Annotated in this window: 19 protein-coding genes; 12 read left to right on the forward strand and 7 right to left on the reverse strand. The window is 54.1% G+C overall.

What is annotated here, in order from left to right; translation table 11 throughout:
* Positions 1–15 precede the first annotated feature (15 nt).
* Positions 16–1,167, forward strand: a complete 1,152-nt coding sequence (locus DOP62_RS02640; protein WP_208672818.1) for a glycosyltransferase family 4 protein — start codon at positions 16–18, stop codon at positions 1,165–1,167.
* A 22-nt stretch (positions 1,168–1,189) separates the two neighbouring features.
* On the opposite strand, the gene DOP62_RS02645 is transcribed toward DOP62_RS02640, so the two are convergent.
* Positions 1,190–1,633: a transcriptional repressor gene (locus tag DOP62_RS02645; protein WP_208672817.1), complete on the reverse strand. Its 444-nt coding sequence runs from the start codon at positions 1,631–1,633 to the stop codon at positions 1,190–1,192.
* Positions 1,634–1,707: 74 nt separating this feature from the next.
* A complete protein-coding gene (locus DOP62_RS02650; protein WP_261789772.1) occupies positions 1,708–3,087 on the reverse strand; it encodes a DUF697 domain-containing protein in 1,380 nt (459 codons plus the stop codon).
* Positions 3,088–3,635: 548 nt separating this feature from the next.
* Between DOP62_RS02650 and DOP62_RS02655 the strand changes: the two genes are divergently transcribed.
* The 6 genes from DOP62_RS02655 to clcA all read left to right on the forward strand — a co-directional run bounded on the left by DOP62_RS02655 (position 3,636) and on the right by clcA (position 13,795).
* Positions 3,636–4,448 (forward strand): aquaporin, encoded by an 813-nt coding sequence (locus DOP62_RS02655; RefSeq protein WP_261789771.1) that lies wholly within the window; start codon positions 3,636–3,638, stop codon positions 4,446–4,448.
* Positions 4,449–5,001: 553 nt separating this feature from the next.
* Positions 5,002–6,588, forward strand: a complete 1,587-nt coding sequence (locus tag DOP62_RS02660) for a GMC oxidoreductase (RefSeq protein ID WP_208672815.1) — start codon at positions 5,002–5,004, stop codon at positions 6,586–6,588.
* Between the two features lie 68 nt (positions 6,589–6,656).
* Positions 6,657–7,457 (forward strand): glucose 1-dehydrogenase, encoded by an 801-nt coding sequence (locus tag DOP62_RS02665; RefSeq protein WP_208672814.1) that lies wholly within the window; start codon positions 6,657–6,659, stop codon positions 7,455–7,457.
* A 207-nt stretch (positions 7,458–7,664) separates the two neighbouring features.
* Complete coding sequence (locus tag DOP62_RS02670) at positions 7,665–10,337, forward strand: MGH1-like glycoside hydrolase domain-containing protein (RefSeq protein WP_208672813.1); 2,673 nt, start codon at positions 7,665–7,667, stop codon at positions 10,335–10,337.
* Between the two features lie 12 nt (positions 10,338–10,349).
* Positions 10,350–12,395, forward strand: coding sequence for an amylo-alpha-1,6-glucosidase (locus DOP62_RS02675; protein ID WP_370538852.1), 2,046 nt, complete (start codon positions 10,350–10,352; stop codon positions 12,393–12,395).
* Positions 12,396–12,403: 8 nt separating this feature from the next.
* On the forward strand, positions 12,404–13,795 hold the full coding sequence (gene clcA, locus DOP62_RS02680) for a H(+)/Cl(-) exchange transporter ClcA (RefSeq protein ID WP_370538853.1): 1,392 nt from the start codon (positions 12,404–12,406) through the stop codon (positions 13,793–13,795).
* Positions 13,796–13,921: 126 nt separating this feature from the next.
* Here the strand turns inward: clcA and DOP62_RS02685 are convergent, their stop codons facing one another.
* From DOP62_RS02685 to DOP62_RS02695, 3 genes are all read right to left on the reverse strand, one after another.
* The gene (locus tag DOP62_RS02685) at positions 13,922–15,232 is read right to left on the reverse strand and encodes a (Fe-S)-binding protein (RefSeq protein ID WP_208672812.1); all 1,311 of its coding nucleotides are present in this window, start codon (positions 15,230–15,232) and stop codon (positions 13,922–13,924) included.
* A gap of 2 nt (positions 15,233–15,234) precedes the next feature.
* Complete coding sequence (locus DOP62_RS02690) at positions 15,235–16,512, reverse strand: FAD-binding oxidoreductase (protein WP_208672810.1); 1,278 nt, start codon at positions 16,510–16,512, stop codon at positions 15,235–15,237.
* Positions 16,513–16,576: 64 nt separating this feature from the next.
* The gene (locus tag DOP62_RS02695) at positions 16,577–18,004 is read right to left on the reverse strand and encodes an NADP-dependent isocitrate dehydrogenase (RefSeq protein WP_208672808.1); all 1,428 of its coding nucleotides are present in this window, start codon (positions 18,002–18,004) and stop codon (positions 16,577–16,579) included.
* A 135-nt stretch (positions 18,005–18,139) separates the two neighbouring features.
* Between DOP62_RS02695 and DOP62_RS02700 the strand changes: the two genes are divergently transcribed.
* Complete coding sequence (locus tag DOP62_RS02700; protein WP_425330087.1) at positions 18,140–18,601, forward strand: hypothetical protein; 462 nt, start codon at positions 18,140–18,142, stop codon at positions 18,599–18,601.
* A gap of 817 nt (positions 18,602–19,418) precedes the next feature.
* Here the strand turns inward: DOP62_RS02700 and DOP62_RS02705 are convergent.
* Both DOP62_RS02705 and DOP62_RS02710 read right to left on the reverse strand, forming a co-directional pair.
* Positions 19,419–20,123: a HEAT repeat domain-containing protein gene (locus tag DOP62_RS02705; RefSeq protein WP_338430570.1), complete on the reverse strand. Its 705-nt coding sequence runs from the start codon at positions 20,121–20,123 to the stop codon at positions 19,419–19,421.
* Between the two features lie 192 nt (positions 20,124–20,315).
* Positions 20,316–21,401: a sulfate ABC transporter substrate-binding protein gene (locus DOP62_RS02710; RefSeq protein WP_208672807.1), complete on the reverse strand. Its 1,086-nt coding sequence runs from the start codon at positions 21,399–21,401 to the stop codon at positions 20,316–20,318.
* Positions 21,402–21,690: 289 nt separating this feature from the next.
* Here DOP62_RS02710 and DOP62_RS02715 point away from each other — a divergent pair, with 289 nt between their 5' ends.
* From DOP62_RS02715 to DOP62_RS02730, 4 genes are all read left to right on the forward strand, one after another.
* Complete coding sequence (locus DOP62_RS02715; protein ID WP_208672806.1) at positions 21,691–22,269, forward strand: beta-class carbonic anhydrase; 579 nt, start codon at positions 21,691–21,693, stop codon at positions 22,267–22,269.
* 65 nt (positions 22,270–22,334) lie between these two features.
* On the forward strand, positions 22,335–23,354 hold the full coding sequence (locus DOP62_RS02720; RefSeq protein ID WP_208672805.1) for a catalase family peroxidase: 1,020 nt from the start codon (positions 22,335–22,337) through the stop codon (positions 23,352–23,354).
* A gap of 101 nt (positions 23,355–23,455) precedes the next feature.
* Positions 23,456–24,004: an MgtC/SapB family protein gene (locus DOP62_RS02725; protein ID WP_208672804.1), complete on the forward strand. Its 549-nt coding sequence runs from the start codon at positions 23,456–23,458 to the stop codon at positions 24,002–24,004.
* A 152-nt stretch (positions 24,005–24,156) separates the two neighbouring features.
* The gene (locus DOP62_RS02730) at positions 24,157–25,341 is read left to right on the forward strand and encodes a chromate transporter (RefSeq protein WP_208672803.1); all 1,185 of its coding nucleotides are present in this window, start codon (positions 24,157–24,159) and stop codon (positions 25,339–25,341) included.

Here is a 25,341-nt window from a genome sequence, read left to right on the forward strand (position 1 = left end):
TGATGTGGCGACGATATGCGGATTGCTTGGCTCGGTAAAAAGTCTCCTTTCTGCGGCAACGTTACCTACAGTCGAGAAATCACAAACGCGCTCCGCGATCGCGGGCATGATGTCAGCTTCTTTCACTTTGCACAAAGTGAAGCTGAAGCCAATGGCGAGATGGGAGAGGGCCTTGAAGTTTCGCTGCCCTGCCTCTACAAATCGCAGATTTACACGATTCCCTCTTTCCGCTCGAGCAAGGTTCTCAAGTCTTCTCTGGAAGACATTCGACCGGATCTCGTCCATGCTTCACTGACACTCTCCCCCCTTGATTTCCTCTTGCCTGAAATCTGTGAGGAACTCGGGTTACCGCTGGTTGCCACCTTCCACCCGGCCTTTGACCATAAGCTGCGTAACATTTCGTCAGGCACGCAACACCTCACCTATCAGCTCTACGCACCCTGCCTCGCCCGCTACGATCGCACGATTGTTTTCTCGTACCTGCAGCGGGATTTGTTGATCCGCCTAGGGGTTCCGAGCGATCGCATCGCCGTGATCCCTAACGGGGTCGATATCGATCGCTATAGTCCTGGCCCTTCTGACTTCAAGCAGGAACTTGGGGTCGATCGCCTGTTTGTCTACATGGGGCGGATTGCAGCTGAGAAAAATGTAGAGGCGCTGCTGCGCGGCTGGAAGCTCGCCAACCTCGGCCCCGAGAATCGACTCTTGATTGTGGGGGATGGCACTCTGCGATCGCTGTTGGAAGTCAGCTACGGCCCTGAGCAGGGTGTGCAATGGTGGGGCTTTGAGCCCAGTGAGCAACGCCGTATTGAGATGCTGCGTGCGGCTGATGCCTTCATCCTGCCGTCGTTTGTAGAAGGGCTATCCCTTTCCCTGCTGGAAGCGATGGCCTGCGGTGCCGCTTGCCTTGCAACGGATGCTGGTGCTGATGGCGAGGTACTCGAAGGGGGAGCCGGCATTGTCCTTAATCCGCAGCGCACCTCCGCACAACTGCAAACTCTGCTGCCTGTCCTTCGCGACCAGCCCGAACTCACCGCCATTCTTGGCTGTAAGGCGCGCCAGCGAGTTCTCGATCGCTATACCCTTGAGGGCAACCTCGATCGCTTAGAACAGCTCTACCAAGATTTGCTGCCGACTCCAACCCTCTCGGCCGGTGTCACTCCTTGAGAGTTCAATCAGACTGGCGATCTTAGACCAGCGATCGCTGGCAGGTGGGGCAGACGCCATGAATAGTCAGTTGGCAATCGAGTAGGTGGTACCCCTCTTTCTCAGCGGTTCTAGCACCAATTTTGAGGACTGAATCGCTCTTAAACTCGATCGTCTTGTTGCAACTGACGCAGATCAAGTGATGGTGGTGCTTGAGCGGCTGGTTTAGTTCATAGTGCTTGTGATCTTCCGCTAAATCCAGCTCCCGCAGCAGACCCATGCGAGCCATGAGCTTGAGGGTGCGGTAGATCGTCGACAGGCTGATCGGGGAATTGCGGCTGAGCAGGTGATTGTAGAGATCCTCTGCGCTGAGATGCTCGCCCGCCGGTAGATTTTGGAAGACTCGCAGGATTTCTTCGCGTTGAGGCGTCAATCGCCAGCCTCGCTCATTCAGTTCCGCTTTGAGAGAGGCAGCTGTGTAGGTCATTGCGAGTCAACTAGCTCGGCATATTGAGAATGATAGCGGACGTGATCCCCAGACTCGCAATCCTCACTCCCAATTCAGGAAGCACTAGCCGGCAGTGCTGGCTGCTGACTGAGCCATTGCCGTGCCTGCCGATAGAAGCCCGTCAGGACTGTACTGCGCTGCTCCTGCGTCAGAATTTCGGGCAGGAGACGACTCAGTTCGAGCTTTGCTTCCGCAGTCTCTAGGCTGAGGTGAGGATGGCGCCGATGGAACTCCACCAAGGTGACGCCAACCACGCGGGTCAGGTAGGCGGCGCTCAGCGCCTGCACGGCTCCGCCCGCCACATAGGCCAAACCACTACTCTTCAGCAACCCAGCCAAGGTTTGGGTAGACCATTCCACAAGACCCAGTTTGAGCAAAAGATCCCCCACACTCAAGGCGATCGCTTTTGCCTGCTCGAGAGTGAAGCGCTGGTGGAAGATGCCACCGATCTCCACCAACATTTGACCATTGGCAGCGGCAGTAGCAATCAGGTCGAGGCTGGGCACAGGGCTAAGGAAAACAGTTCCCGCCACAATCCACTGGGTGCGATCAATCGCAGCGATCGCCCGTTGACGACGCTGTTCAAACAGTTGGGCGGTCAACCAAGCCTGCTGACGATTGATAGCACGATCTACGGCTTGTAATAAATGCTGTTCCAAACTGCGACTGCTCAACCATTGATCCAAGCGCTGCAGCAGGGCAGCCATTTCAGAGCGATCACTCGCCACTGCAGACACCGCCAGTACATCCTCAGCTGCCACCAAACCTGCTAAATGCGCGAGGACAGCCCGTCGCTGTTGCTCAGCCACTAAGGGCTGGGCCGGACTGTTGCAGATCACGAGGACTTCGGCTTGAGGCAACAGACTCTGCAGGCAACGCAGTTCTGAAGCGCTGAGTTCCCCGTTGATCACAAACAAGATCAGATCCGCAGTCAATAGATCGGGTGGTAGGGTGAATGCCTCTTCTGCCGTGGCAATGCTCCGGAACAGACAGAAGGTATCCAGCAACTCTAGGCTGAAGCGAGGCTGCCAAAAGCGAGCCAGAGCTTGAACGAGACTGGTTTTGCCTACGCCTGGCGCACCCACAACCGCCAGTTTTAGGTCTCGCGCTTGCAAACCCGAGCGCAATGTCGGTAGCGGATCTGCGCAGGCTTGTCCGTACTCTTCCGTCAGCTCAGTGACCTGCTGAGTCAGGGCATCCAACCGTGATTCCACGATCGCCCGCGTCAAAACTGGAGTCTTCGCTGTCGTTGCCGCGATCGCGGGTGGTTGACTTCGCAGCCAGCGCAACAGCAGGAGACCGGCGATCGCCAGCCCGAGCCACGATCCACCAGCACTGACCATAGCTAACAGGCGATCGCTCAGCCACAGGGTTCCGAAAAGCAGGGCACCCCCAATCAAAAGCATGCGCCCTGTTGTCCACGACCCTGACATGTTGATCATCCCTGCAGTTGCCGACGCCTTATTTTACCGGCGAGGAGGCTTCATCACTGTCTGGAACAGGATTCTCAACTAAGCGCAATGCACTTAAAGAATCAACTTATCGCTAAAACTTTATTTCGATCGATACCTTCCAGCAGTTCTGCTGTTTTGTGAGCACTCCACTGATAAGCCCGAGTCGTGGAGGAATTTGTAGCCAGACCAATTTAGGGCCGTGAGCTGCCGGATCCGGTGCAGTTCTGTCAACTATTCATGACTAACCACTTGCAGCTTAGTCAGTCAGTTCTCACACGTGGGTAATCCTAAGTTGCTGCCTGACCCACCGAGTGGCATAACCCCATGTGGAGCGATCGCCGCTACTTCACCAATTTCGAGGAAACACGATAGGGATGCTTGCCTTGCCCAACCATGACACAGCACTGCGATCGCGCCTAGACCTCAAGCATTCGGTTGCTGACACGTAAACGCTGACTCGAAATATTCTCAGATCTTTTCTGGATTCATAGGTTGCGTTCATTGACTAGTTCCCCAACCCAACTTCCATGAACAAGATGATTCTTGCGCTTAAGCGTCACTGGCCAGAGTACTTAATCGAAGCTTGGGGGCTTGGAGTATTTATGGTGGCTGCTGGTGTTGTTGGAACCTTATTATTTTATCCTCAATCTCCCATCCATCAGACTATTACTAACCCTTGGATGCAGCGAGTTGTCATGGGGTTAGGCATGGGCTTAACCGCAATAATAATTATGTATTCCCCTTGGGGAAAGCGCTCAGGGGCACACATTAATCCAGCTGTTACCCTGACCTTTTATCGTTTGAATAAAATTGCAGGCTGGGATGCCTTTTTTTATATTATTTTTCAGTTTATTGGTGGTTTCTTGGGTGTTGTGATCGTCGCACTGCTATTGAGAGATCCCTTTACCCAAGCACCCGTTGATTATGTCGTGACTGTACCTGGAAGGCTTGGAGTATTGGCAGCGCTACTGGGTGAATATTTGATTGCCGTAATCATGATGGGCATGGTCCTGTACACCAGCAATCAGCCAAAGCTAGAACGGTTGACGCCATTTTTTGCAGGCTGTCTAATTGTCAGCTACGTCATTTTTGAGTCACCGCTCTCAGGTTTTGGCATGAACCCTGCGCGGACCGTTGCCTCAGCTTTACCCTCCGGGATTTGGACGGCCATTTGGCTTTATTTTGTTGCACCGATTGCAGGCATGTTAACTGCAGCAGAACTCTATATACGGATGATCGGGCATCGCAATATCTTCTGCGCCAAGCTTTATCACGACCCTTTGTATCGCTGTATACACTGTGGTCATCTCATCCATTGGCGTCGCCCTCATTTGAGATAGGTCAAAAATATTGCTGCCACAAAGACTGAATGCGATCACAGCGGAACAAGAGACCGAGATCGCCCGTTTAGATCAAGAGTTGTGAAATTTTTCTTATCCCTTAAGTGACAAGAAACTTTATCTTTAGTTATCTCGAGGCCAGTCCTAAGCGATAGCAAGCCTAGGGACATTTATAAAAAGTAAAAGGTTCTAGCGCCCTCATAAACGAGCGTTATGGTGAATCCCGTAGGCTTTAGTTCTAAACCAACCGAAAGATGCAGTTGCCTCTGAGGTGATGCGTTGCTAAGCCTGCTGATTGGTCTCGTATAACATCTGCCGAGTGGAGTAAATGTGTGGCCCGGATATTGACCACGGTGGACTCCCGACCCCAGCAGAAACCCGGCTTAGATTTTCTGACACACCCCGCGTGGCTTGCTCAGTTAAAGCCACTCTCTTCTGAATTGTGGCTTTGGCTGGCGTGTACCTCCGTGCGATCGAACGGTGTGCCTTGCCTTGATCGCTAACAGCTCATTGACTATCCGGGTTTGCTGCTAACGCCTAAGACTTTTTTCCAATGGCTATTAATCAAACACACTACGACATCGTCATCATTGGCACGGGTGCCGGAGGAGGAACGCTACTCCATCGCCTCGCTCCAAGCGGCAAGAAGATTCTAATTCTTGAGCAAGGGACTTATCTTCCCCGCGAAAAGGAAAACTGGAGCGCAACCGAGGTCTACGGCAAGGAACGCTATCACACCCACGATCAGTGGATCGATAAGGAAGGCAAGGCGTTTCGTCCCCAGATGAGCTACTGGGTTGGAGGCAATACCAAAGTTTATGGCGCTGCCCTGCTGCGTCTGCGGGAGCGCGACTTTGAAGCCGTCCAACATCGGGATGGAATCTCGCCCGAGTGGCCGCTGAAATACGCGGACTTTGAGCCCTACTACAGCCAAGCTGAAGCTCTATTTGATGTTCACGGCGAGGATGGCAATGATCCGACTGCGCCACCCCGCCAAACTCCTTACCCCTATCCAGCAGTCAGTCATGAACCCCGCATGCAGGAGATTTATGACGGGCTGCAGGGGCAGGGGCTAAAACCTTTTCATTTGCCAGTGGGGCTCAAGCTCAACGAGACGGAACGCGCCCTCTGGGACTGTATTCGGTGCGATAGCTGTGATGGCTTTCCCTGTTTGGTTCGGGGCAAAGCCGATAGTGAAGTCAACACAGTCAGGCCGGTACTGACTTACCCGAATGTCACCCTCAAGACTGAGGCCAAGGTGTTGCGGTTACTGACTAATGAGTCAGGCAGTGAGGTCACAGCCGTTGAAACCCAAATTGGCAGTGAGACTGTCTTGTTTAGTGGCGATGTCGTAGTGGTCAGTTGCGGGGCTGCAAACTCCGCCGCATTGTTGCTTCGCTCAGCGAGCGATCGCCATCCCAATGGCCTAGCCAACAGCTCTGATCAGGTCGGGCGCAACTTCATGAAGCACCTGACAACGGCGATGGTGGCGCTCAACGCCAAGAAAAACGAGTCGGTCTATCAAAAAACGATCGCAGTCAGTGATTTCTATTGGGGCGAAGACGGTTACGACTACCCGATGGGCTTCATCCAAAATACGGGAAACGTACTGCCCGATATGATGCCAGCTGAAGCACCAGGGCTGCTGGCCTCGCTCCTCAAGATTGCTCCCAAGCTGGATGTTGATTTAGGGCCTCAGTACCAGACTGCAGCTCAGCATTCAGTGGGCTGGTGGTTCCAGACCGAGGACCTGCCCGATCCCAGTAATCGGGTGCGGGTCGTCAACGATCAAATTCATTTGGACTACACCCCTAACAACACTGAGTCGACTCAACGACTGATTCACCGTTGGATCGACATTCTGAAAGCGGTCGATCGCGCCGATCACGTCATTCCCTTTAACCTCTATCCTCGCAGCAGTTCGCCCATTCAGGTGTTGGGACACCAGTGCGGTACCTGTCGCTTTGGGGAAGACCCGACGACATCGGTGCTCGATCTCAACTGTCGGACGCACGATGTCGACAACCTCTATGTGGTCGACAGCAGCTTTTTCTGCTCCAGTGCTGCGGTCAACCCGACCTTGACGATCATTGCCAACGCTCTACGGGTGGGTGATCACCTGCTCGAGCGGCTGGGCTAGGTGAATCTGCGTTTTCACGATTTTGATCCGTAGCCAGCTCTCACAAACCAACTCAAGGATGACTACCCATGGGAAAACTCGATAATCAAATCGCTCTCGTCACTGGCAGCAGCCAAGGCATCGGCCAAGAAATTGCCATTCGGCTTGCCTCGGAAGGAGCCAGCGTTGTCATTGACTATCGCTCTCACCCAGAAGGCGCGGAAGAGACTCGCAAACAGGTAGAAGCAGCGGGCGCTCAATGTCATTTAGCCAAAGATCATGCGCCAGAAGGCTACGTGGTGCAGGCTGATCTGGGCGATGTCACTCAGGTTCGTAATCTCGTTGCCGAAAGCATCAAGCACTTTGGCAAGCTCGATATCTTAGTCAACAACGCCGGCATGGAACGGCGGGCTCCTTTCTGGGAGGTGACTGAGGCGGATTATGACATGGTCCTCAATGTCAATCTCAAGGGTGCTTTTTTTGCCACTCAAGCTTTAGTGCAACATCTTTTAGAAACAAAACGGCCTGGCAAGATTATCAATATCAGCTCAGTCCACGAAGAGTTACCATTCCCCAATTTTGCTTCCTATTGCCTCAGCAAAGGTGGCATCAAAATGATGACTCGCGATCTGGCAGTCGAGCTGGGCGAGTACGGGATTACGATCAACAACGTCGCTCCGGGCGCGATCGAGACGCCAATCAATACAAATCTGTTGAACAATCCAACCGAGCTCAATGCACTCCTCGGGAACATCCCCTTAAAGCGTCTTGGCAAGCCGAAAGATATTGCTTCCTTAGTCCTATTCCTCGCATCACCGGATGCAGATTACATCACGGGTACAACGATCTTTGCAGATGGCGGATTGCTCTGGAATTACCACGAGCAGTAAATGTTCGTCAGTGACGAATAGCTGAATCGCCGAACTTGAGAGTCGCGATCGCATTGGTCGATTCCAGAGAACTTGTCTGTCAGCTCTGAATCAAGCGATCGCTCAATTCTTCCTTAGTCAGCACAACAATCAATAGATTTCGAATCATCATTTTCAGCCACTGCCATCATCGCGATCGCCCCATTTGTCTCAGCTTGGAACAGCCTCATGAATCCTGAACAACAGCGAATTCAGCAGAGCGTGGCCCCCAATTCGCCTTGGCGACAATGGGGACCCTATCTGAGCGAACGACAGTGGGGCACGGTGCGCGAAGACTACAGTGCGGGTGGCGATGCTTGGGATTATTTCCCCCATGACCATGCGCGATCGCGAGCCTATCGCTGGGGAGAAGATGGGCTAGGTGGTTTTTGCGATCGCCAAGCCAATATCTGCTTTGCGCTGGCTTTTTGGAATGGCAACGATCCAATTCTGAAAGAGCGCCTATTTGGCCTCACAAATTCTGAGGGCAACCACGGAGAAGACGTCAAAGAATACTACTTCTACGTCGACAACACGCCCACCCACAGCTACATGCGCTGGCGGTACAAATATCCTCAAGCAGCCTATCCCTACGAGGAACTAGTCGCTGTAAATGGCCAGCGATCGAAATTTGATCCGGAGTATGAGCTGCTCGATACCGGCATTTTTGACGGCGGCTATTTCGATATCGAAGCGGAATACGCAAAAGCAACTCCATCTGATCTTGGCATTCGCCTCCAGATCACGAATCATGGATCGCAAACCGCCCCGATCGCAGTGCTACCGACCCTGTGGCTGCGCAATACCTGGACTTGGACAGGGGAAGTAGCCGCTGGCAGACTCACGCAAGTTGATGACCAGACGATTCAACTCAGTCATCGCGATTACGGCGATCGCTGGCTTTACTGCGATCGGGTGGATGGTGCTGAGCTTGAGCTGCTGTTTACCGACAATGAAACAAACTTTGCGCGACTGTTTGACAGCACTAATCCGTCGCCCTACGTCAAGGATGCGTTTCACCAGTATCTGATTCAAGGCGATCGCGAGGCGGTCAATCCGGCTCAGACTGGCACGAAGGCCGCTGCTTGTTATCGCTTAGAAGTGCCAGCAGGCGAGACGATCACGCTCCAACTTCGCTTTTGCGATCGCCCCCAGACTGCTGCTTTTGACACCGATTTTGCTGACAGCTTCAGCCAACGGCAGCAGGAAGCCGACGACTTTTACCAAACGCTCTTTCCCAAACTGAGCGACGGCGATCGCCTGATTCAGCGTCAAGCCTTAGCTGCTTTGCTCTGGAGCAAGCAGGTCTATCTCTACGAAGTGCAGACTTGGCTACAGGGCGATGCAGGACAACCACCGCCACCTAGTCCGCGACAGAAGGGACGTAATGCCAGTTGGCGCATGTTCTCCGCCAATGACGTCATCCTCATGCCGGACACTTGGGAATACCCTTGGTTTGCGGCTTGGGACTGGGCTTTCCACTGCGTCGTGATGGCGCTGATTGACCCTGAGTTTGCCAAACAGCAGCTGCGCCTGTTGCTGAGCGACAACTACGTCAGTCCCAAGGGTCAGATTCCGGCCTATGAATGGGCCTTTGGCGATGTCAATCCGCCTGTACAGGCTTGGGCGGCTTGGAAGATTTACCAATCGGAAAAGGTCAGAACTGGAGAGGGCGATCGCGAGTTTCTACAGCAGATCTTCCAGCGGCTCTTGCCAAATTACTACTGGTGGCTGAACCGCGAAGACCGCGACGATAAGAGCCTCTTCCAAGGCGGTTTTCTAGGGCTGGATAACATCACGATCTTCAATCGCAGCGCTCCCCTCCCAACGGGTGGCTACCTAGAACAGTCCGATGGCACTGCTTGGATGGGACTGTTTTCGCTCAACATGCTGGCGATCGCCCTGGAGCTGAATCAGCAAGGCACGATTTACGACCACGCAATCAGCAGCTTTGTGCGGCAGTTCCTCAACATTGCCCAAGCGATGAATCAAATGGGCGATGACAATTTGGCGCTGTGGGACGAGACGCACGGCTTCTACTTCAGTGCCCTCCGGTTCCCCGATGACAGCGAAGAGCAGCTGCAGGTCTACTCCTTGGTGGGATTAGCGCCGATGCTGGCCGTGCTGACGCTGGAGCCCAAATTTGTCCATGACTTGTCCGACATCCAAGAGGTGATGGACTGGGCTGCCAAGCATCACCCGGAACTGATCAACAACGTCGTTTGTACGACGACGGAGTGCAGCGAACAACGCCATCTACTCGCGATCGCCAGTCCCGAGCAGCTGCGGCGGTTACTGCAGCGACTACTCAATGAGGACGAGTTTTTGTCGCCCTACGGCATTCGCTCGATCTCCAAGGCCCATGCTCAAGACCCCTTCGTTCTTCACTATCGAGGCAACAGCTTTGGGGTGGACTACGAACCGGGAGAATCCACCAGCGCGACCTTTGGCGGTAATTCCAACTGGCGCGGCCCGATCTGGTTCCCAATGAACTATCTCCTGATCGAATCGCTCCAGCGCTACTACCATTACCTCGGCGACGAGTTCCAGGTTGAATGTCCCACTGGCTCAGGCCAACTGATGACACTCAAGCAAGTCGCCCAAGAACTATCGCAACGGCTGGTCAATGTCTTCCGCACTCAGCCTGATGGCTCTCGACCCACCTACGGCGACATCGAACGCTTCCAGACCGATCCCCACTGGCGTGATCTGCTGCTGTTCCATGAATATTTCCATGGCGATACCGGCAAAGGGCTGGGGGCAAGTCAGCAAACTGGCTGGACGGCCTTGGTCGCGCAGTTGATTCAAGAACTAAACGATGAGACTTTCTACGACTCTCTGGGCTTGATGCCATCGTTTTAGGGGCCTGCGACGATGACCATTACTTTCGGCCGAGAGATCTGTGGTGATCTCGCGATCGCCCAGCAGCGCGAATGGCTGGTCACCAACGAGATTGGTGGCTACGCCTCGGGCACGGTTGCTGGACTGCCAACTCGCGGCTACCACGGGCTTTTAGTAGCAGCCCTGAAGCCACCCCTCGATCGCACCTTGCTAGTCACACATCTCGATGAGCAAGTCGACTATGGCGAACTGTCATTGCCGTTGAGTACGACCCGCTGGGCCGATGGCACCGTTGCTCCTCGAGGCTACGAGCAGCTGGAGCAGTTTTGGTTGGATGGCACGATACCGGTTTGGCAATTTGCGATCGCTGATGCGCTTTTAGAAAAGCGGATTTGGATGGAGCCGAAAGCCAACACGACCTATGTCTCCTATCGGCTGCTGCGCGGCAGTCTGCCGCTCCAGCTCACTGTCAAAACCTTGGTCAATTACCGCAGTTACCACAGCCGCACCCAAGCCGGTGACTGGCGCATGGATGTGCAGCCGGTGGAGAACGGCCTCAAAGTATTAGCTTGGCCGCAAGCCAGCCCCTTCTATCTACTGGCACCGCAGGGCGACTGGGCGATCGCCCAAGAATGGTATCGGGGCTTTGAACTGGCAATCGAAGCCGAGCGGGGACTCAGCGATCGCGACGACAATCTGCTGGTCGGGTCTTGCCATCTCAGACTCATGCTTGGAGAAACCGTTTGCCTGATCGCCAGCACGGAGGCCAAGCCGGATTTCGATGCCGCAGCCTCCCTCCAGCGCACCCAATCGCAAACCCAAACGAGGCTGCAGCAGTGGCACAACGCGCAGCCGGACCTTGCAGCGAAAGCACCTGATTGGATTCGACAACTGGTGCTAGCAGCGGATCAATTTGTTGTCGATCGCCCACTCCCCAAGCACCCCGAGGGGAAAAGCCTGCTGGCGGGATACCACTGGTTTGCTGATTGGGGCCGAGACACGATGATCAGCTTGCCGGGGCTGACGCTAGCGACTGGTCGGCCCAACCTTGCCCGAGAAATTCTGCTCACGTTTGCCCAGTTTGTTAGTCAGGGAATGTTGCCCAACCGCTTCCCTGACGATGGCAATCCCCTCACCGATGCGGACTACAACACGGTGGATGCCACCCTTTGGTACGTAGAAGCTGTCCGTCAATACCTTGATTTCAGTGGGGACAAAACCTTGCTCACTGAGATTTTTCCAGTGCTGCAGAACATTATTCATTGGCATCAGCAAGGCACCCGCTTCAATATTCATCTCGATCGCCAAGATGGTCTGCTTGCTGCTGGAACAGCGGGCGTACAGCTGACTTGGATGGATGCCAAGGTCGGCGACTGGGTGGTGACGCCCCGCATGGGTAAGCCGATCGAGATCAATGCTCTCTGGTACGCTGCCCTGCGATCGCTGGCTCACTTTGCCCGGTGTTTAGGCCAGCCCAGCGCGGATTACGACCAGCTGGCAGAGGCAACCCTCAAGGGATTTCAGCGGTATTGGCAGCCGGACAAAGGCTACTGCTTCGATGTGCTCGATAGCCCGACGGGCGCTGACCCCAGCTTGCGCACCAATCAACTACTGGCAATTTCCCTCGGTTGCGATCGCGATCAACCCGCCCTACTCACGCCTGACCAACAAAAGCAGGTGGTGACGATTTGCGGGCAGCAGTTGTTGACTTCCTTTGGACTGCGCAGTTTGGCTCCCCATCAGCCCCAATATCAGGGACATTACGGCGGCGACCAAACCCAGCGTGATAGTGCCTACCATCAGGGCACCGTTTGGGCTTGGTTGCTGGGGGTCTATGCGATCGCTCACTATGCTGTCTTTCGCGATCGCGCCTCGGCAGATCAGGTCTTACAGCCGATCGCCCATCACTTGCAAACTGCGGGGCTGGGAACTGTTAGCGAAATCTTTGACGGCGACCCGCCCTTTCAACCGCGCGGTTGTATTGCCCAAGCTTGGTCCGTGGGTGAAATTCTGCGGGCTTGGACGGTGATTCACCAGACGGCCGTCTCCCCAGATCCTGCTGCGATCGCTCTAACCTGAACCTGCCCATGACCCCAGACTCCCACAGCTTTGTCTCCTCGCTCCTTGCTTCGCGGATGCGGTTTAGACGCTTTCTCGAAGCCTCCGAGGGCCTCAACCTCGTGCTGCTCTGGGCAGCGATCGCGGGGTTGATGGTGGGGCTGGTGGGCGGAGCTTTTCGGTGGCTGACCTCAGCCACCTTAAACGGTCGGGTGCAGTGGCTGGCGTCCTTGTCCTTGGGGCCAGAACTGGTGGCCTCGGTGCTGCTGTCTGGTGGCATGGTGGCACTGGGGTTTTATCTGATGCGTCGCTATGCCCCAGATACCTCGGGCAGCGGCATTCCCCAGATTGAAGGCTGGCTAGCTGGTTTTTTCCCAATGTTGTGGCGGCGAGTCCTAACAGTGAAGTTCCTCGCCGGCATTTTGACGCTGGGGAGCGGCATGGTGATGGGTCGCGAAGGCCCAACGATTCAAATGGGTGGGGCGATCGGTCAGATGGTGTCGAGCTGGTGTCGAGCCTCGACTGAGCAGGCACGGGTGTTGGTAGCAGCCTGTGCCGGTGCTGGCTTGGCGACCGCCTTTAATGCGCCCCTGGCGGGAATTGTCTTCGTCTTCGAAGAGATGCGGCCCACCTTTCAGAACCGGCTAGGGGCATATCAGGCCGTGACGATCGCTTGCATCACCGCGACGATTAGCACCCAACTCCTGCTGGGCAAGGGACCCACGATCGAGCTGACGCAGTTTGGAGCACCGCCCCTCTCTTCCCTCTGGGTGTTTGTGCTGCTGGGGCTGGCTTGTGGGGCGGTCGGCTATAGCTTTAACCGGTTGCTGGTCTGGAGTCTTGACCGCTTCGCCACCCTCCAAGGGTTGCCTTTGCGGCTAACAGGGCTGGGCGTTGGTGGCTTCATTGGCTTAGTTAGCTGGCTCTATCCCCCCGCAACCAACAGTGGCGAAAATCTGGTGCTTTGGGCGTTTGATACGGTCGAGCCAGTCCGCACATTGCTATTGCTGTGCAGCGTACGATTTGCTCTAACGCTCCTCTGCTATGGCTCAGGGGCACCTGGCGGAATCTTTGCCCCGCTACTCTCGATCGCTACTTTGTTTTCTCTGGGACTGGGGCAGTTAACCGTCAACTGGTTGCCAGAATTATTGCCTCAGCCTGAAGTGCTGGCGATCGCGGGGATGGGGGCACTTGTCGCTGCGACTGTTCAAGCGCCGCTGACAGCCATTCTTTTAACGACTGAAATTACAAGTAATTACTGGTTGATTTTGCCCATTATGGTCAGCTGCTTAGCCGCAACTCTTGTCGCGCATGGCCTGGGCAACCGGCCAATCTATACAGTGCTGCTCGAGCGGCGATTGACCGATGCTGGCATCTCTTTACCTAAAATGAACCCTCGAAACGAAGCACTCGACCTGTAGGGATGTTAATGAGCTCATAAAGGCTACTGAGATGCAATCTACATGTACGCAAAATTCAATAATTAAGCCTGCAATTAAAGATAACTTTTATGGCTAAATTAAAGCTGATTTTCAATCAATTGAACATTAAATCTGACTACTGCTAGAAGATGCGATCGCTTGGTCAAGCAACTGTAGAGGATGCAAGATTGGCAAGTTCAGTCCTTGTTCTCGCAAGTGGCGTTGAATTTGCACATAGCAACCAATGTTGGCTGATGCAATGACTTGGGCACCCGTTGCTGCTAGCGATCGCGCCTTTTGCTGGCCGAGTTCAGCGGCTATTTCAGGTTGAACAAGGTTATAAATGCCTGCACTACCGCAACAAAGTTGGGCATCGACGGGCTCTCGCAATTCCACGCCAGGAATTTGCTGCAACAGTTGCCGTGGTTGATTGCAAATTTTCTGGCCGTGCAACATATGGCAAGCGTCTTGGTAGACGATCGCCAACGGTGCATCTTGCAGCGGTTGTAGTTCAGTCGTCAGACCAACATTGGCCAGAAATTCTTGAACATCTTGGACGCGATCGGCTAGTTTCTGAGCGCGATCGCTCCACTCGGGATCATTGGCCAAAATGTCGCCGTAATGCTTGAGGGTGTGACCACAACCAGAAGCCGTCACCAAAATGGCATCGAGATTTTCTGCCTCAAAGCTGGTGATCACGGCGCGCGCCAGATCTTGTGCCTGCTGCATCTCCCCTTGATGATGGGCAACCGCGCCGCAACATCCCTGCTGGGGTGGGATCACAACTTCGCAGCCGTTAGCTTGCAGCACCCGCACTGCCGCCGCATTGACCTCGGGATTAAACAGCCGTTGCACGCAGCCCAGCAGCAGACCTACACGGAAGCGGCGATCGCCTTGGGCGGGTAGCACGGTTGGCCAATCGTCTCGGAAGCTCGATTCACTCAGCGGTGGCAAGAGGGCAGAGGCTGCTGCCAGTTGTGGAAACTTTTGCAAGAGTGGCTGGCGGTTGACCCAGGCTTGCAGTCCAGATGATTGGTAGATCTGCCCTAGTCGCAGAATTGGGCGCAATCGTTGGGGATAGGGCAAGAAGGTAAACAGCAACTTCCGCCACAGCGCTTCTGGCCAAGGTCGCTGGTGTTCTTGGGCGATGCGCTGCCGCATCTGGTCGATCAGTTGGTCGTACTGCACCCCTGATGGGCAAGCACTAGTACAAGCCAAACAACCCAAGCAGCTATCGAAATGCTCAACGACCGTATCGGTCAGCTCAATGCGTCCCTGCTTGAGACTGTCCATTAAGTAGACACGACCGCGCGGGGAATCCGTCTCGCGTCCTAGAACGCGATAGCTAGGGCAATCCGAGAGGCAAAAGCCGCAGTGAACACAGGCGTCGGTGAGGTGCGGTGTCGCCGCTGCGATCGCGCTTGTCGTTTCAGCCACACTTACTCCTCTAAACCAGCCAAAAAGCGTCCGGGGGCTAATCGGAATTGCGGATCAAATTGTCGTTTGATCGATCGCATCACCGCTAGCCCTTGACCGGGATAGCCCCAAATATCCAGCTGTTGCTTCAAGCTGATCGGCGCTGCCAAGACCGATAGGAATCCTTCAGCGACCTCACAACTGCGCCGCAGCCGCAAGATCGTCTCAACGGTCGGCGTTGTTTCCGGCCACATCAACCAACCTGCTCCACTCGCCGCATGGATTCGCCCCAAGGCTTCCGGCGCGATCGCCTCTAATTCTGTGAGGAACTGCGGTAACTGACTGGGCAAAAGCGCTAGCTTCAACAGCGTTGCGGCGTTGGTTTGTGGCTCACAGGCGTGATTCAGTTGGCTCCAAACCGTTTCCTCGACAGTCATTGCTGCCAGACCCAAGCGGGTTGCCTGTGCCTCAACAGCCTGTTGTTGTTCCTGCACGCTGATAGCCACCGAGCCAAAGCGTAGAAGCAGCGTCCACTGCGATCGCAGCCCCAAGCGTTCAGCCGTCGCGGGAGCGAGCAAATCAAAAGCAACGGGGGTGAGGTCGCTACGAATCAGTTGCGATCGCAGTTGCAAAATCGCCTCGCGATCGCCTTGGCAAGCGATCGTGCTCCAAGCACTGGGAAGCGGATAGGTGCGGAAGGTCAGCTTGCCAATCAGCCCCAAGCTGCCCCAAGAGCCATGTAGCAGCTTCATCATGTCGTAGCCAGCGACATTCTTAACGACGCGGCCACCGCCCTTCGCCCACTGTCCGTCGTGGCGTAGGAAAGCAATGCCAATTAAAAAGTCGCGCAAACTACCGTAGCGATGGCGCAGTGATCCCGACATACCTGTGGCGACCAAGGCACCCAAACTCGAGGAGTCACCGGCGATCGGGTCAAAGGGCAGCCACTGACCAGCCTCCGCGAGAATGGCTTGCAGTTGCCCAAGGGTCATGCCCGCTTCCACGGTCACTGTCAGGTCAGCCGCCGCATGTTCAATCAGGCGATCGCAGCCAGCCGTACTAATCACCGCATTGACAGGGTTTCCGAGTCCGCCCCAATCCAGTCGCGTGCCGCGTCCCGCTGGTAGGACTCGCCAGCCCTCAGCTGCGGCTTTCTGCATCAGCTCCGCTAAAGCATCGAGATCGGGCGGCACCCACCAGTCGGGATCACCCAGACGTGCCAGTTCACCCCCACTGCGCTCCGACAGTGGAAACGGTGCAGATGCGGCCTTCCAATCGGCCAAGCTGGCAGCCGCAGCCATCAAAAAAGGTGCTCCGGACAAGACGTCTGAGCACCAACTTACCAGTTTGCTTTGTCGCGATCGCCTAATCGTCGAAATGCTTGACGATTGCTTCGGCAAATTCCGAGCACTTGAGCGGCTGATCGACTGCTGGTTCCATTAAGCGTGCCAAGTCGTAGGTGACTTCGCGGTTGGCGATCGCTTGGCTGATGCCCTTGGTAATCAGGTCGGCGGCCTCTTGCCAGCCCAGATACTCCAGCATCATCACGCCAGAAAGGATGACAGAGCCGGGGTTGATGCGATCGAGGCCAGCATGCTTGGGTGCCGTGCCATGGGTCGCTTCAAAGATCGCCGCTTCATCGCCGATGTTCGCCCCAGGCGCCATGCCCAGACCGCCGACGACCGCTGCTGCCGCATCGGAGATATAGTCGCCGTTCAGGTTCATCGTCGCCAGCACCGAGTATTCGCCCGGGCGAGTCTGAATCTGTTGGAAGATGCTGTCGGCAATGCGATCGTCCACCAGCACTTTGGACTTCCACTGACCATTGCCGTGGGTCGCGCCGATGCTGTCGAGTACCTCTTTGACTTCAGCCACGACCGCTGCCTGTTTCTCAGGCGTCATGGAGTCGTAGCCCGGCTCAATCATGCGGGCGTTTTCTTCCAGGCTGATATCAGGCTGCTTCTCTTGATTCGAGAGAATCCAGCTTTCCCGCTCGGTGACACAGTCGGTGCGGAACTCCGTCGTCGCTAGCTCATAACCCCAGTCCCGGAAGGCTCCTTCCGTGAACTTCATAATGTTGCCCTTGTGGACAAGGGTGACGTGACGCTTACGGCCTTCGAGGCGCAGCGCATGCTCGATCGCACGACGAATCAAGCGCTGGCTACCGGTTTTGCTGATCGGCTTGATGCCAATGCCGGAATCGAGACGGATTTGCTTCTTACCCAAGCTGGGGCTGTTGGGAATAAAGTCCTCATTCAGCAGCTTGATCAGGCGATCGCCGGTGGGGTCACCCTGCTTCCATTCGATGCCGAGGTAGATGTCCTCAGTGTTCTCGCGGTAGACCACCACATCGAGTTGTTCCGGCGTCCGGTGCGGTGAAGGTGTACCGGTGTAGTAGCGACAGGGACGCACACAGGCATAGAGGTCAAAGATTTGCCGCAGCGCCACGTTCAGCGATCGAATACCGCCACCGATCGGCGTGGTCAGCGGACCTTTGATGGCAACGCCATATTCCCGAATCGCCGTCAGCGTATCTTCCGGCAGGTATTGATAGGTGCCGTAGAGGTCGCAGGCTTCGTCGCCAGCGTAGACCTTGAACCAAGTGATTTTGCGCTGACCGCCATAGGCTTTGGCAACGGCTGCATCAAGAACACGCTCAGTTGCCGGCCAGATATCAACGCCGGTACCGTCGCCACGGATGAAAGGGATGATCGGGTTGTCGGGAACAATCGGCTTGCCGGCTTCAAAGCGAATTTTGCTGCCTTCGCTGGGGGGTTGAATCTTCTCGTACATCGACGGCTACCAGCCTCCGAAACATCCACGTCATTTCAAGCCTACGGGAGAGCGATCGCCTATCCTGTAGGCGCTGATGCCATTCCCCCGAAAGATTGCGCTAGTCTACCCAACAACGAACGCGCTTCTGCGCCCATGCGACGGGGTCTTCGGGTCGTGAATGCAGCCGAACAAGCTACTAACGTGCAACTGGCCAGCAAGATAGCCACGCTCGTCAACTTGTTCAAGCAGCAGTTCCCCGATGCTCGCGCCGATCTCAAACCGTGGCGCAATGACCCTGAGACAGAACAATGGCTTGATCCCGACTCGATCGATATCGGTTTCCATTTGCCAGGTTGGAGCCCCCGCTTTCAGAGCCGCAGCATTTTGGTGCAAGTCCGGTTGTTACCGACCTCCGAAACAGGCGATCGCCGCTTACTGGGGATTGATGCGGTTGGACTGAGTCATGTCGGGGAACAGTGGCGGCTGTCCACGATCGCAGATTGGCAGATTCGCGGCCCCAAAACACCAGCTTCTGATGTCTGCGATCGTCTGAAACAGTTCTGCCGCCAGACTTTCGATCTCTTCAATGCCAGCGACTCTCAGCTCTCGGCCTAGTCTTAAGCAAATCTTAAATCCCGATTCAGCCCTTGCGGATTCCTCAAGGGGTGCGTACTATGCGCAAAGCTTCAGTCATTAAGTTTCATTAAACGGCACAATGAGCAACGCAGTTCTCGATCGTCCCGCTCCGGCTGCCTCAACGACCAGCCTTGATCGACTTAAATCGTTGTACAGCACTGATCATCAAGCTGAACTCTTGGTCTTGCAAGCTGAAGTTGAAACGCTCCTCTGTCAAATCCACAGTTTGAAAGGACGCAACTCATCAAAGATTGAAGGTCTGAACTAGGTCTCAACCTAGGGTTTTCCCAGTATTTACAACAAAAAGCGCACCCAGTTCTAGTTCGGCTCGTTGGGCGAGCAATCCCTAGGGTGCGCTTTTTGATTTGTCTGTTGAACTGTGAAACCGAACAAGATCTTGTTGCGTAACCAGGCAGATAACCTGTCGTAATGACGGAACCGAATCCGCTGAAATGGATATTCGACTTGATACAGGAAAGACGTCTTTCTGATGAAGATTGGAACATTCTATCAAGCTACAAATCGGTGGTTATCCTCAACTGTCTGAAGTTTATTTAGAGGCAGACCCGATTCAATCGGAAGTTGCTCCCAAAACCTTAGAGGAGGACGAGTCGATGAGCGATCAAGTATCGTTCCAAATCCTGAGAGAAGGCAGTGTGAGACAGTGTTTGGTTACCTCTCAACTAACAGCTGATCCACTACGGAGTGGATTCTTTTCTGTTGTCTGAAGCCCAGTGGCTTCATCTATTACTGTAGTCGAGGATACGTGTGGGGATCGCTTTCTTCACCATTTGTTTCATACCAGGAAGTCATCACTCTCAGACTGAGCAGTTGTTCCTAGTTCCAGTTGTTGTAAGGCATGTTCTGCAGCAGCAGAGACTTGAGGATGGCTATCTTTAACGAGGTAACGCAGCGCTGATAAGGCCTTATCGCAGGGAAGCTTTCCGAGTGCCTCTGCTAAGCGCTGACGAACCAGCCAGTCTTCAGCGGCTACAAAGCGCAAAATCTGATCGACCGCATCGATCGCCCCAATTTCACCCAAGGCTGCGATCGCAGCTTGATGGAGCAACACTTCCTCACTATCCAGGGCTTGAATCAGAGCATCCCGAGCCCGTGCATTTTGCAGATTCCCCAGCGCTACCGCTGCACTAAAACGCACCAGCCAAGACGTGTCTTCGTAGAACACGCGCAGCAGGGGCTCTAGGGCTTGTTCATCCTGGAGATAACCGAGCGCTCCGGCTGCACTGGCTCGAATGCCGTAATCGTCCTCCGTTTCCAGCACCTCTAGGAGCAAGGGCAAACACTCAGGGGTCTGCTTGATCCCAAGGGCAAAAACCGCCATCGATCGCACTTGGATACTTTCATCAGCCAGCACTTTTTTAATCAAAGGGACGGCATCCTCAGCCTCAACGTCCCGCAGAGAAGCCAGCGCAATCAGGCGATCGCGCGATTGCTCACTCTCCAGTTGCCTCGCGAGCTGGGCAAGGTCCATCGCGCTCATTCGCTACCCCTCGGGATCACTCTCTTTATTGTTAGGGGATGTTGAAGGATGCGGTGGGCGATCCCAATCCGTCTCTGCTCAGCATGGGGCGATCGCCCATAGTCCACGGTGAAGTACCTGCTACACAAAAAAACCCCGAGCTTGCACACTCGGGGCTGTCGATGGGGGGCGATGAGGACGAGTTAGGGGAGATTAGCGGCCTTGGATTTGGTCGAAGATGCCGCCGTCAGAGAAGAACTTCTTATCTGCTGCAGCCCAGCCGCCAAAGCTTCTAATGTTGAATAGCTTTTGAATCGGCGGGAAATTCTTGCGATATTTCTGAGCGACGGCTGCATTAGCAGGCCGGAAGCCGACTTTGGCCAGTTCCTCTTGGGCTTCAGGGGTAAAGACAAAGCGGGTAAAGGCATCTGCGATCGCTTTGGTCTTGCGCTTATTCGCGATCTTATCGACGACAGCGATCGGTGTTTCGATCGCAATGTTGACCTGCGGCGTGATGCAGTTCCCCACATCTTCACCGTTGAGGCGCGCCAAGATGACTTCGTTCTCGTAGTTCAGAAGTACATCACCCTGATTCTTCTTGTAGAAGATATCGGTGGATTCGCGAGCGTCCTTAGCCAATACGGGGACGTTGTCATAGACCTTCTTCACGAAGTCGAAGGCTTGTTTCTCGGTACCGCCATTCTTGGCCACAGAACCGTAGAGCGCGAGGAAGTTCCAACGAGCCCCACCCGAGGTTTTGGGGTTGGCGGTCACAATGCGAACTCCAGGCCGAGCCAAATCAGACCAGCCTTTGATTTTCTTGGGATTGCCTTTGCGGGTGCAAATCACCACCACAGAGCTAGAGAGGTTGGAGTTGTTGGGCAGGCGTTTTTGCCAGCCTTTGCCAATCAAACCAGCTCGTTCTAGGCGAGCGGTATCCGATTCCAAGGCCAAAGCTGCGATATCCGCTTCCAGACCGTCGAGGATCGCACGGGTTTGCGAACCGGAACCGCCATAGCTACCGCGAATGGTGACATCTTGTCCCTTCTCGCGTTTCCACTTAGCAGTGAATTTTGGAATGATGCGATCGTAGGCAGCCTTGGTGACTGCATAGGACACCAGCACCAGCTCTTGTTTTGCTTGTGCGACCTGCTGCGGGGTGGACCCTGCTGCGCTGGTTTGAGCGTTGCGCGCTCCGGCGGTTGTGGCAAAGCTGCCTGCTGCGATCGCGGCGGCTAAACCACCTGCCAGCGATCGTTTGATACCAGGCCGAAGCGGGAGGAAAGAACGGAAGCCCATGAAAACTACTCTAAACCGATAGAGATTAGGCAAATTAGTTTAGAGGGGGACTCTCTCGAAAAAATGTCCCCCCTGAGACTTGACAAAACTCACGGATTAATGGGTGTCTCAGGGAAATTTACATAGCCTGAGGTTGCTCCAAGCGCAGGATCAGCGGGCTGTGTTGCTTTGCCTTACACCGATCGCCTTGCTTGGCTAGATCCCTAGAGCACTTGTTGTCGCTCGAAAATGACCTAAAACTTGACCGACATACCGATGTTTTTGTGCTGTGCCACAGGCGAGCGTTGCGATGGCGGTTTTAGAAGAAGTCTTGCAGGCGAACCGAAACTATGCGGAATCGTTTGGAACCAAGGGATCCTTGGCACTGCCACCAGCTCGGCAGTTCGCCATCTTGACCTGCATGGATGCCCGGCTTGATCCCGCGCAGTATGCCGGATTGAAAGAGGGTGATGCCCACGTCATTCGCAATGCTGGAGGCCGTGCCAGTGATGATGCGATTCGCTCGCTCGTCATCTCCTACAAGCTGCTCGGCACCAAAGAGTGGTTTGTGATTCATCACACCGATTGCGGTATGGAGTTCTTCACGAATTCGGTGATTGGCAATCTGCTAGCGAACAGCTTAGAAACCGCTGTTTTAGGCCCCGATGGATTCACCAATGTCGGACAAGGGCCAGGTTCAGAGGAAGGGAAATACATTCACTGGCTAACCATTGATGACCCTATTCAGAGTGTGGTTGAGGATGTGCAGCGTATTCGGAAGCATCCTTTAGTCCCTGCCAATATCCCGATCTATGGCTATCTCTACGATGTGCGATCGGGTCGTTTGATTGAAGTGCCTGAAGCAACGACTGCTGGTGCCGCTCGCTAGCAGAAACACTGCTGAAATCTGCTCATTCCCTGCTTGTTTTTTATTCCTCCGCTGTTGAAAACACCATGATCCGTATTCGAAACCGTTGGTTCCGTTGGCTAGCGATCGCTCTTGCTACCCTTGTTGCCAGCATTGGTATTGCAACGGTTAGCTTTGCTGCGACAGGGGTCACACCTGATCAAGTCTTGAGTGCCATTGAAGGGACATTTGGAGTCAACGTAGGGCAACGGCGCAACCACATCAAAGGGACTTGTGCTGTTGGCAATTTTGTCGCGACGGCTGAAGCCAAGACCTACTCGCGATCGCCCCTCTTCTCAGGCAAATCTATTCCCGTTGTGGCTCGTTTCTCCCTCGCAGGAGGCAATCCGAAAGCCCCTGACACTGCCAAAAATCCACGTGGCCTCGGGCTTCAGTTCCAGTTGCCGAATAATCGCTTCTTGAACATGGCACTGATCAATACCCCTGTCTTCGGGGTCGCCAGTCCAGAGGGGTTTTATGAAAACATACTGGCAATTCGACCAGACCCTACAACAGGAAAACCCGATCCCGAAAAGGTGAAGGCATTCCGTGAAAAGTATCCAGAGAATAAAGCTCAGGCTGCCTTTCTCGCTAGTAACAATCCTCCAACTAGTTATGCCAACACAAGCTACTTTGGTCTACACGCCTTTAAGTTCATTAATCAAACCAATCAAACCCGTCTCGTGCGTTGGCAGTTTGTCCCCCAAGATGGTGAAAAGCGACTGACGGATGCGGAACTCCAAGCGGCACCTGCCAATTTTTTGGAACAGAAACTGATTGAAAGAACGCAACAAAGTCCAGTGAAATGGGACTTCTGGATCACGCTGGGTCAGCCCGGCGATGCGGAAGATAATCCAACGATCGCCTGGCCGAGCGATCGCCAGCAGGTAAAAGTTGGAACCCTGACTTTGACGGCTGCTTCTCCACAGCCAGGAGCCGCCTGCGAAGGAATCAACTATGATCCGCTGGTCTTAAGTGATGGAATTGAACCGACCAACGATCCGGTCTTGCAGTTCCGTTCAGGCGTTTATGCACTCTCCTATAGCAAGCGCAGCCGTGGCCTTTAACCACAACTCTGGCTTGATTTCAAGGCGCTTCAGAACCGGCCGATCGCGCTAGCACCCCGGAGTGAATAGCGCTCAGACAAGAGAGCCATGAGCACCTAACTATGAATGTGATCTTTCTTCCTCAAGGCGACTGGCTCGGTCTCTCCTATCGGCTGCTGTTAGCGATGTTGGTAGGTGCCGTGATTGGGCTCAATCGTCAGAGAGGAGGACGACCGGCGGGAATGCGAACCTTCACTCTTGTGGCGATGGGGTCTGCACTGTTTGTGATGGTGCCATTGCAAGCAGAAGGTGACAGCAGCTTTGCTGCGATCAATGCCCTTAGCCGAACCGTGCAGGGGGTTGCTGCAGGCGTGGGCTTTCTTGGAGCTGGACTAATTCTGCAACGCGCTCCCAAAACCAAGCGATCGGGTCGGCCTCGCGTTAGTGGCCTAACCACCGCCGCCACCATTTGGATTACAGCTGCTTTGGGTGCTGTGATTGGCTGTGGCCTTTGGCAACTTGGCCTGATCGGAGCCTTTTTTACCTTGCTGACCCTGAGTGGCTTCAAGCGCTTACAACGAATCGCGTGGCTACGACAAAGCTGGGAACGATTGATCGCTTGGGACGCAAAGACTTTACCCGCCGATACAGAAGAAGAGGACGATGATTAAGGTGCTCAACGATCACATTAATTAAGGTCTGTTGATTTCAAGCATGATTGCATCAAGAAATGATTGTTGCGGTTTCCTTGGAATCAATGAAATAACCAAAAATCATCATTTAATTAGTTCTCTGACCTAGTCTTCATTCTCTTGTTCTATAAATGACAGATTCTGAATCTTTCACTCATGTCCAGCCAGTATATTCGCTCAAGCAGCTGACCCAGTATTTTCTGAAGCTGGGAACACTTGGCTTTGGCGGCCCGATCGCCTTAGTTGGCTATATGCATCGGGATCTCGTGGAAGAACGCCAATGGGTCTCTGATGCAGAGTATCAAGAAGGACTGACCCTGGCTCAAGTCGCCCCTGGTCCACTAGCAGCGCAACTATCGTTTTATTTGGGTTATGTCCACTATGGATTTCTAGGGTCAGCATTAGTTGGATTTGCCTTTGTCCTGCCTTCTTTCCTAATCGTTGTTGCACTGGGATGGGCTTACACCCTTTATGGTGGCTTAAATTGGATGCAGGCAGTGTTTTATGGCGTCGGAGCTGCTGTCATTGGCATCATTGCTATCAGTGCATATAAATTAACGCGAAAAACAGTTGGAACAAGCTGGTTATTGTGGAGCATTTATTTGGTTAATGCTGTTACGACAATTGTGACAGAATCAGAACGAGTTGAGCTGATCTTGGGTTCTGGGGCTCTTGTTTTACTCATCAAGTTCCCACCTAAGCACTGGATTAAGCAGAACCGCTTGAATAGTTTCATCGGGTTGCCTCTGATTCCTCTCTTGGCAGCAGTACCCACTGCGACTACAAGTTTGCTCGGTCAGATTGCACTCTTTTTTACCCAAGCAGGTGCATTTGTATTTGGCAGTGGACTCGCGATTGTTCCCTTCTTGTATGGCGGTGTAGTTAAAGACTTTGGTTGGCTCAACTCCCAGCAATTTTTAGATGCTGTTGCTGTTGCAATGATTACACCAGGACCGGTTGTCATTACAACGGGCTTTATTGGCTTTCTAGTGGCTGGATTTCCGGGGGCTTGCGTTGCAGCGATCGCAATGTTTATTCCTTGTTATCTTCTGACAGTAATTCCCGCACCCTATTTTAAAAAGCATGGGAAGAACCCTAAGATTTCTACGTTTGTGAATGGTGTTACTGTCGCAGCTACTGGGGCAATCGCAGGAGCTGTTGTTGTTCTAGGACGACAATCTCTTCACGATCTCCCTACATTTTTGATTGGGCTCATTGCTTTAATTAGCTCATGGAAACTGGGTAAAAAGTTGCCAGAGCCTTTAATCATCGTGATTGCAGCGATCGCAGGAGTCATTTTCTGGCCCAAGCAGTAG

It is taken from the genome of Synechococcus elongatus PCC 11801, assembly GCF_003846445.2.
Taxonomy (GTDB): domain Bacteria; phylum Cyanobacteriota; class Cyanobacteriia; order Synechococcales; family Synechococcaceae; genus Synechococcus; species Synechococcus elongatus_A.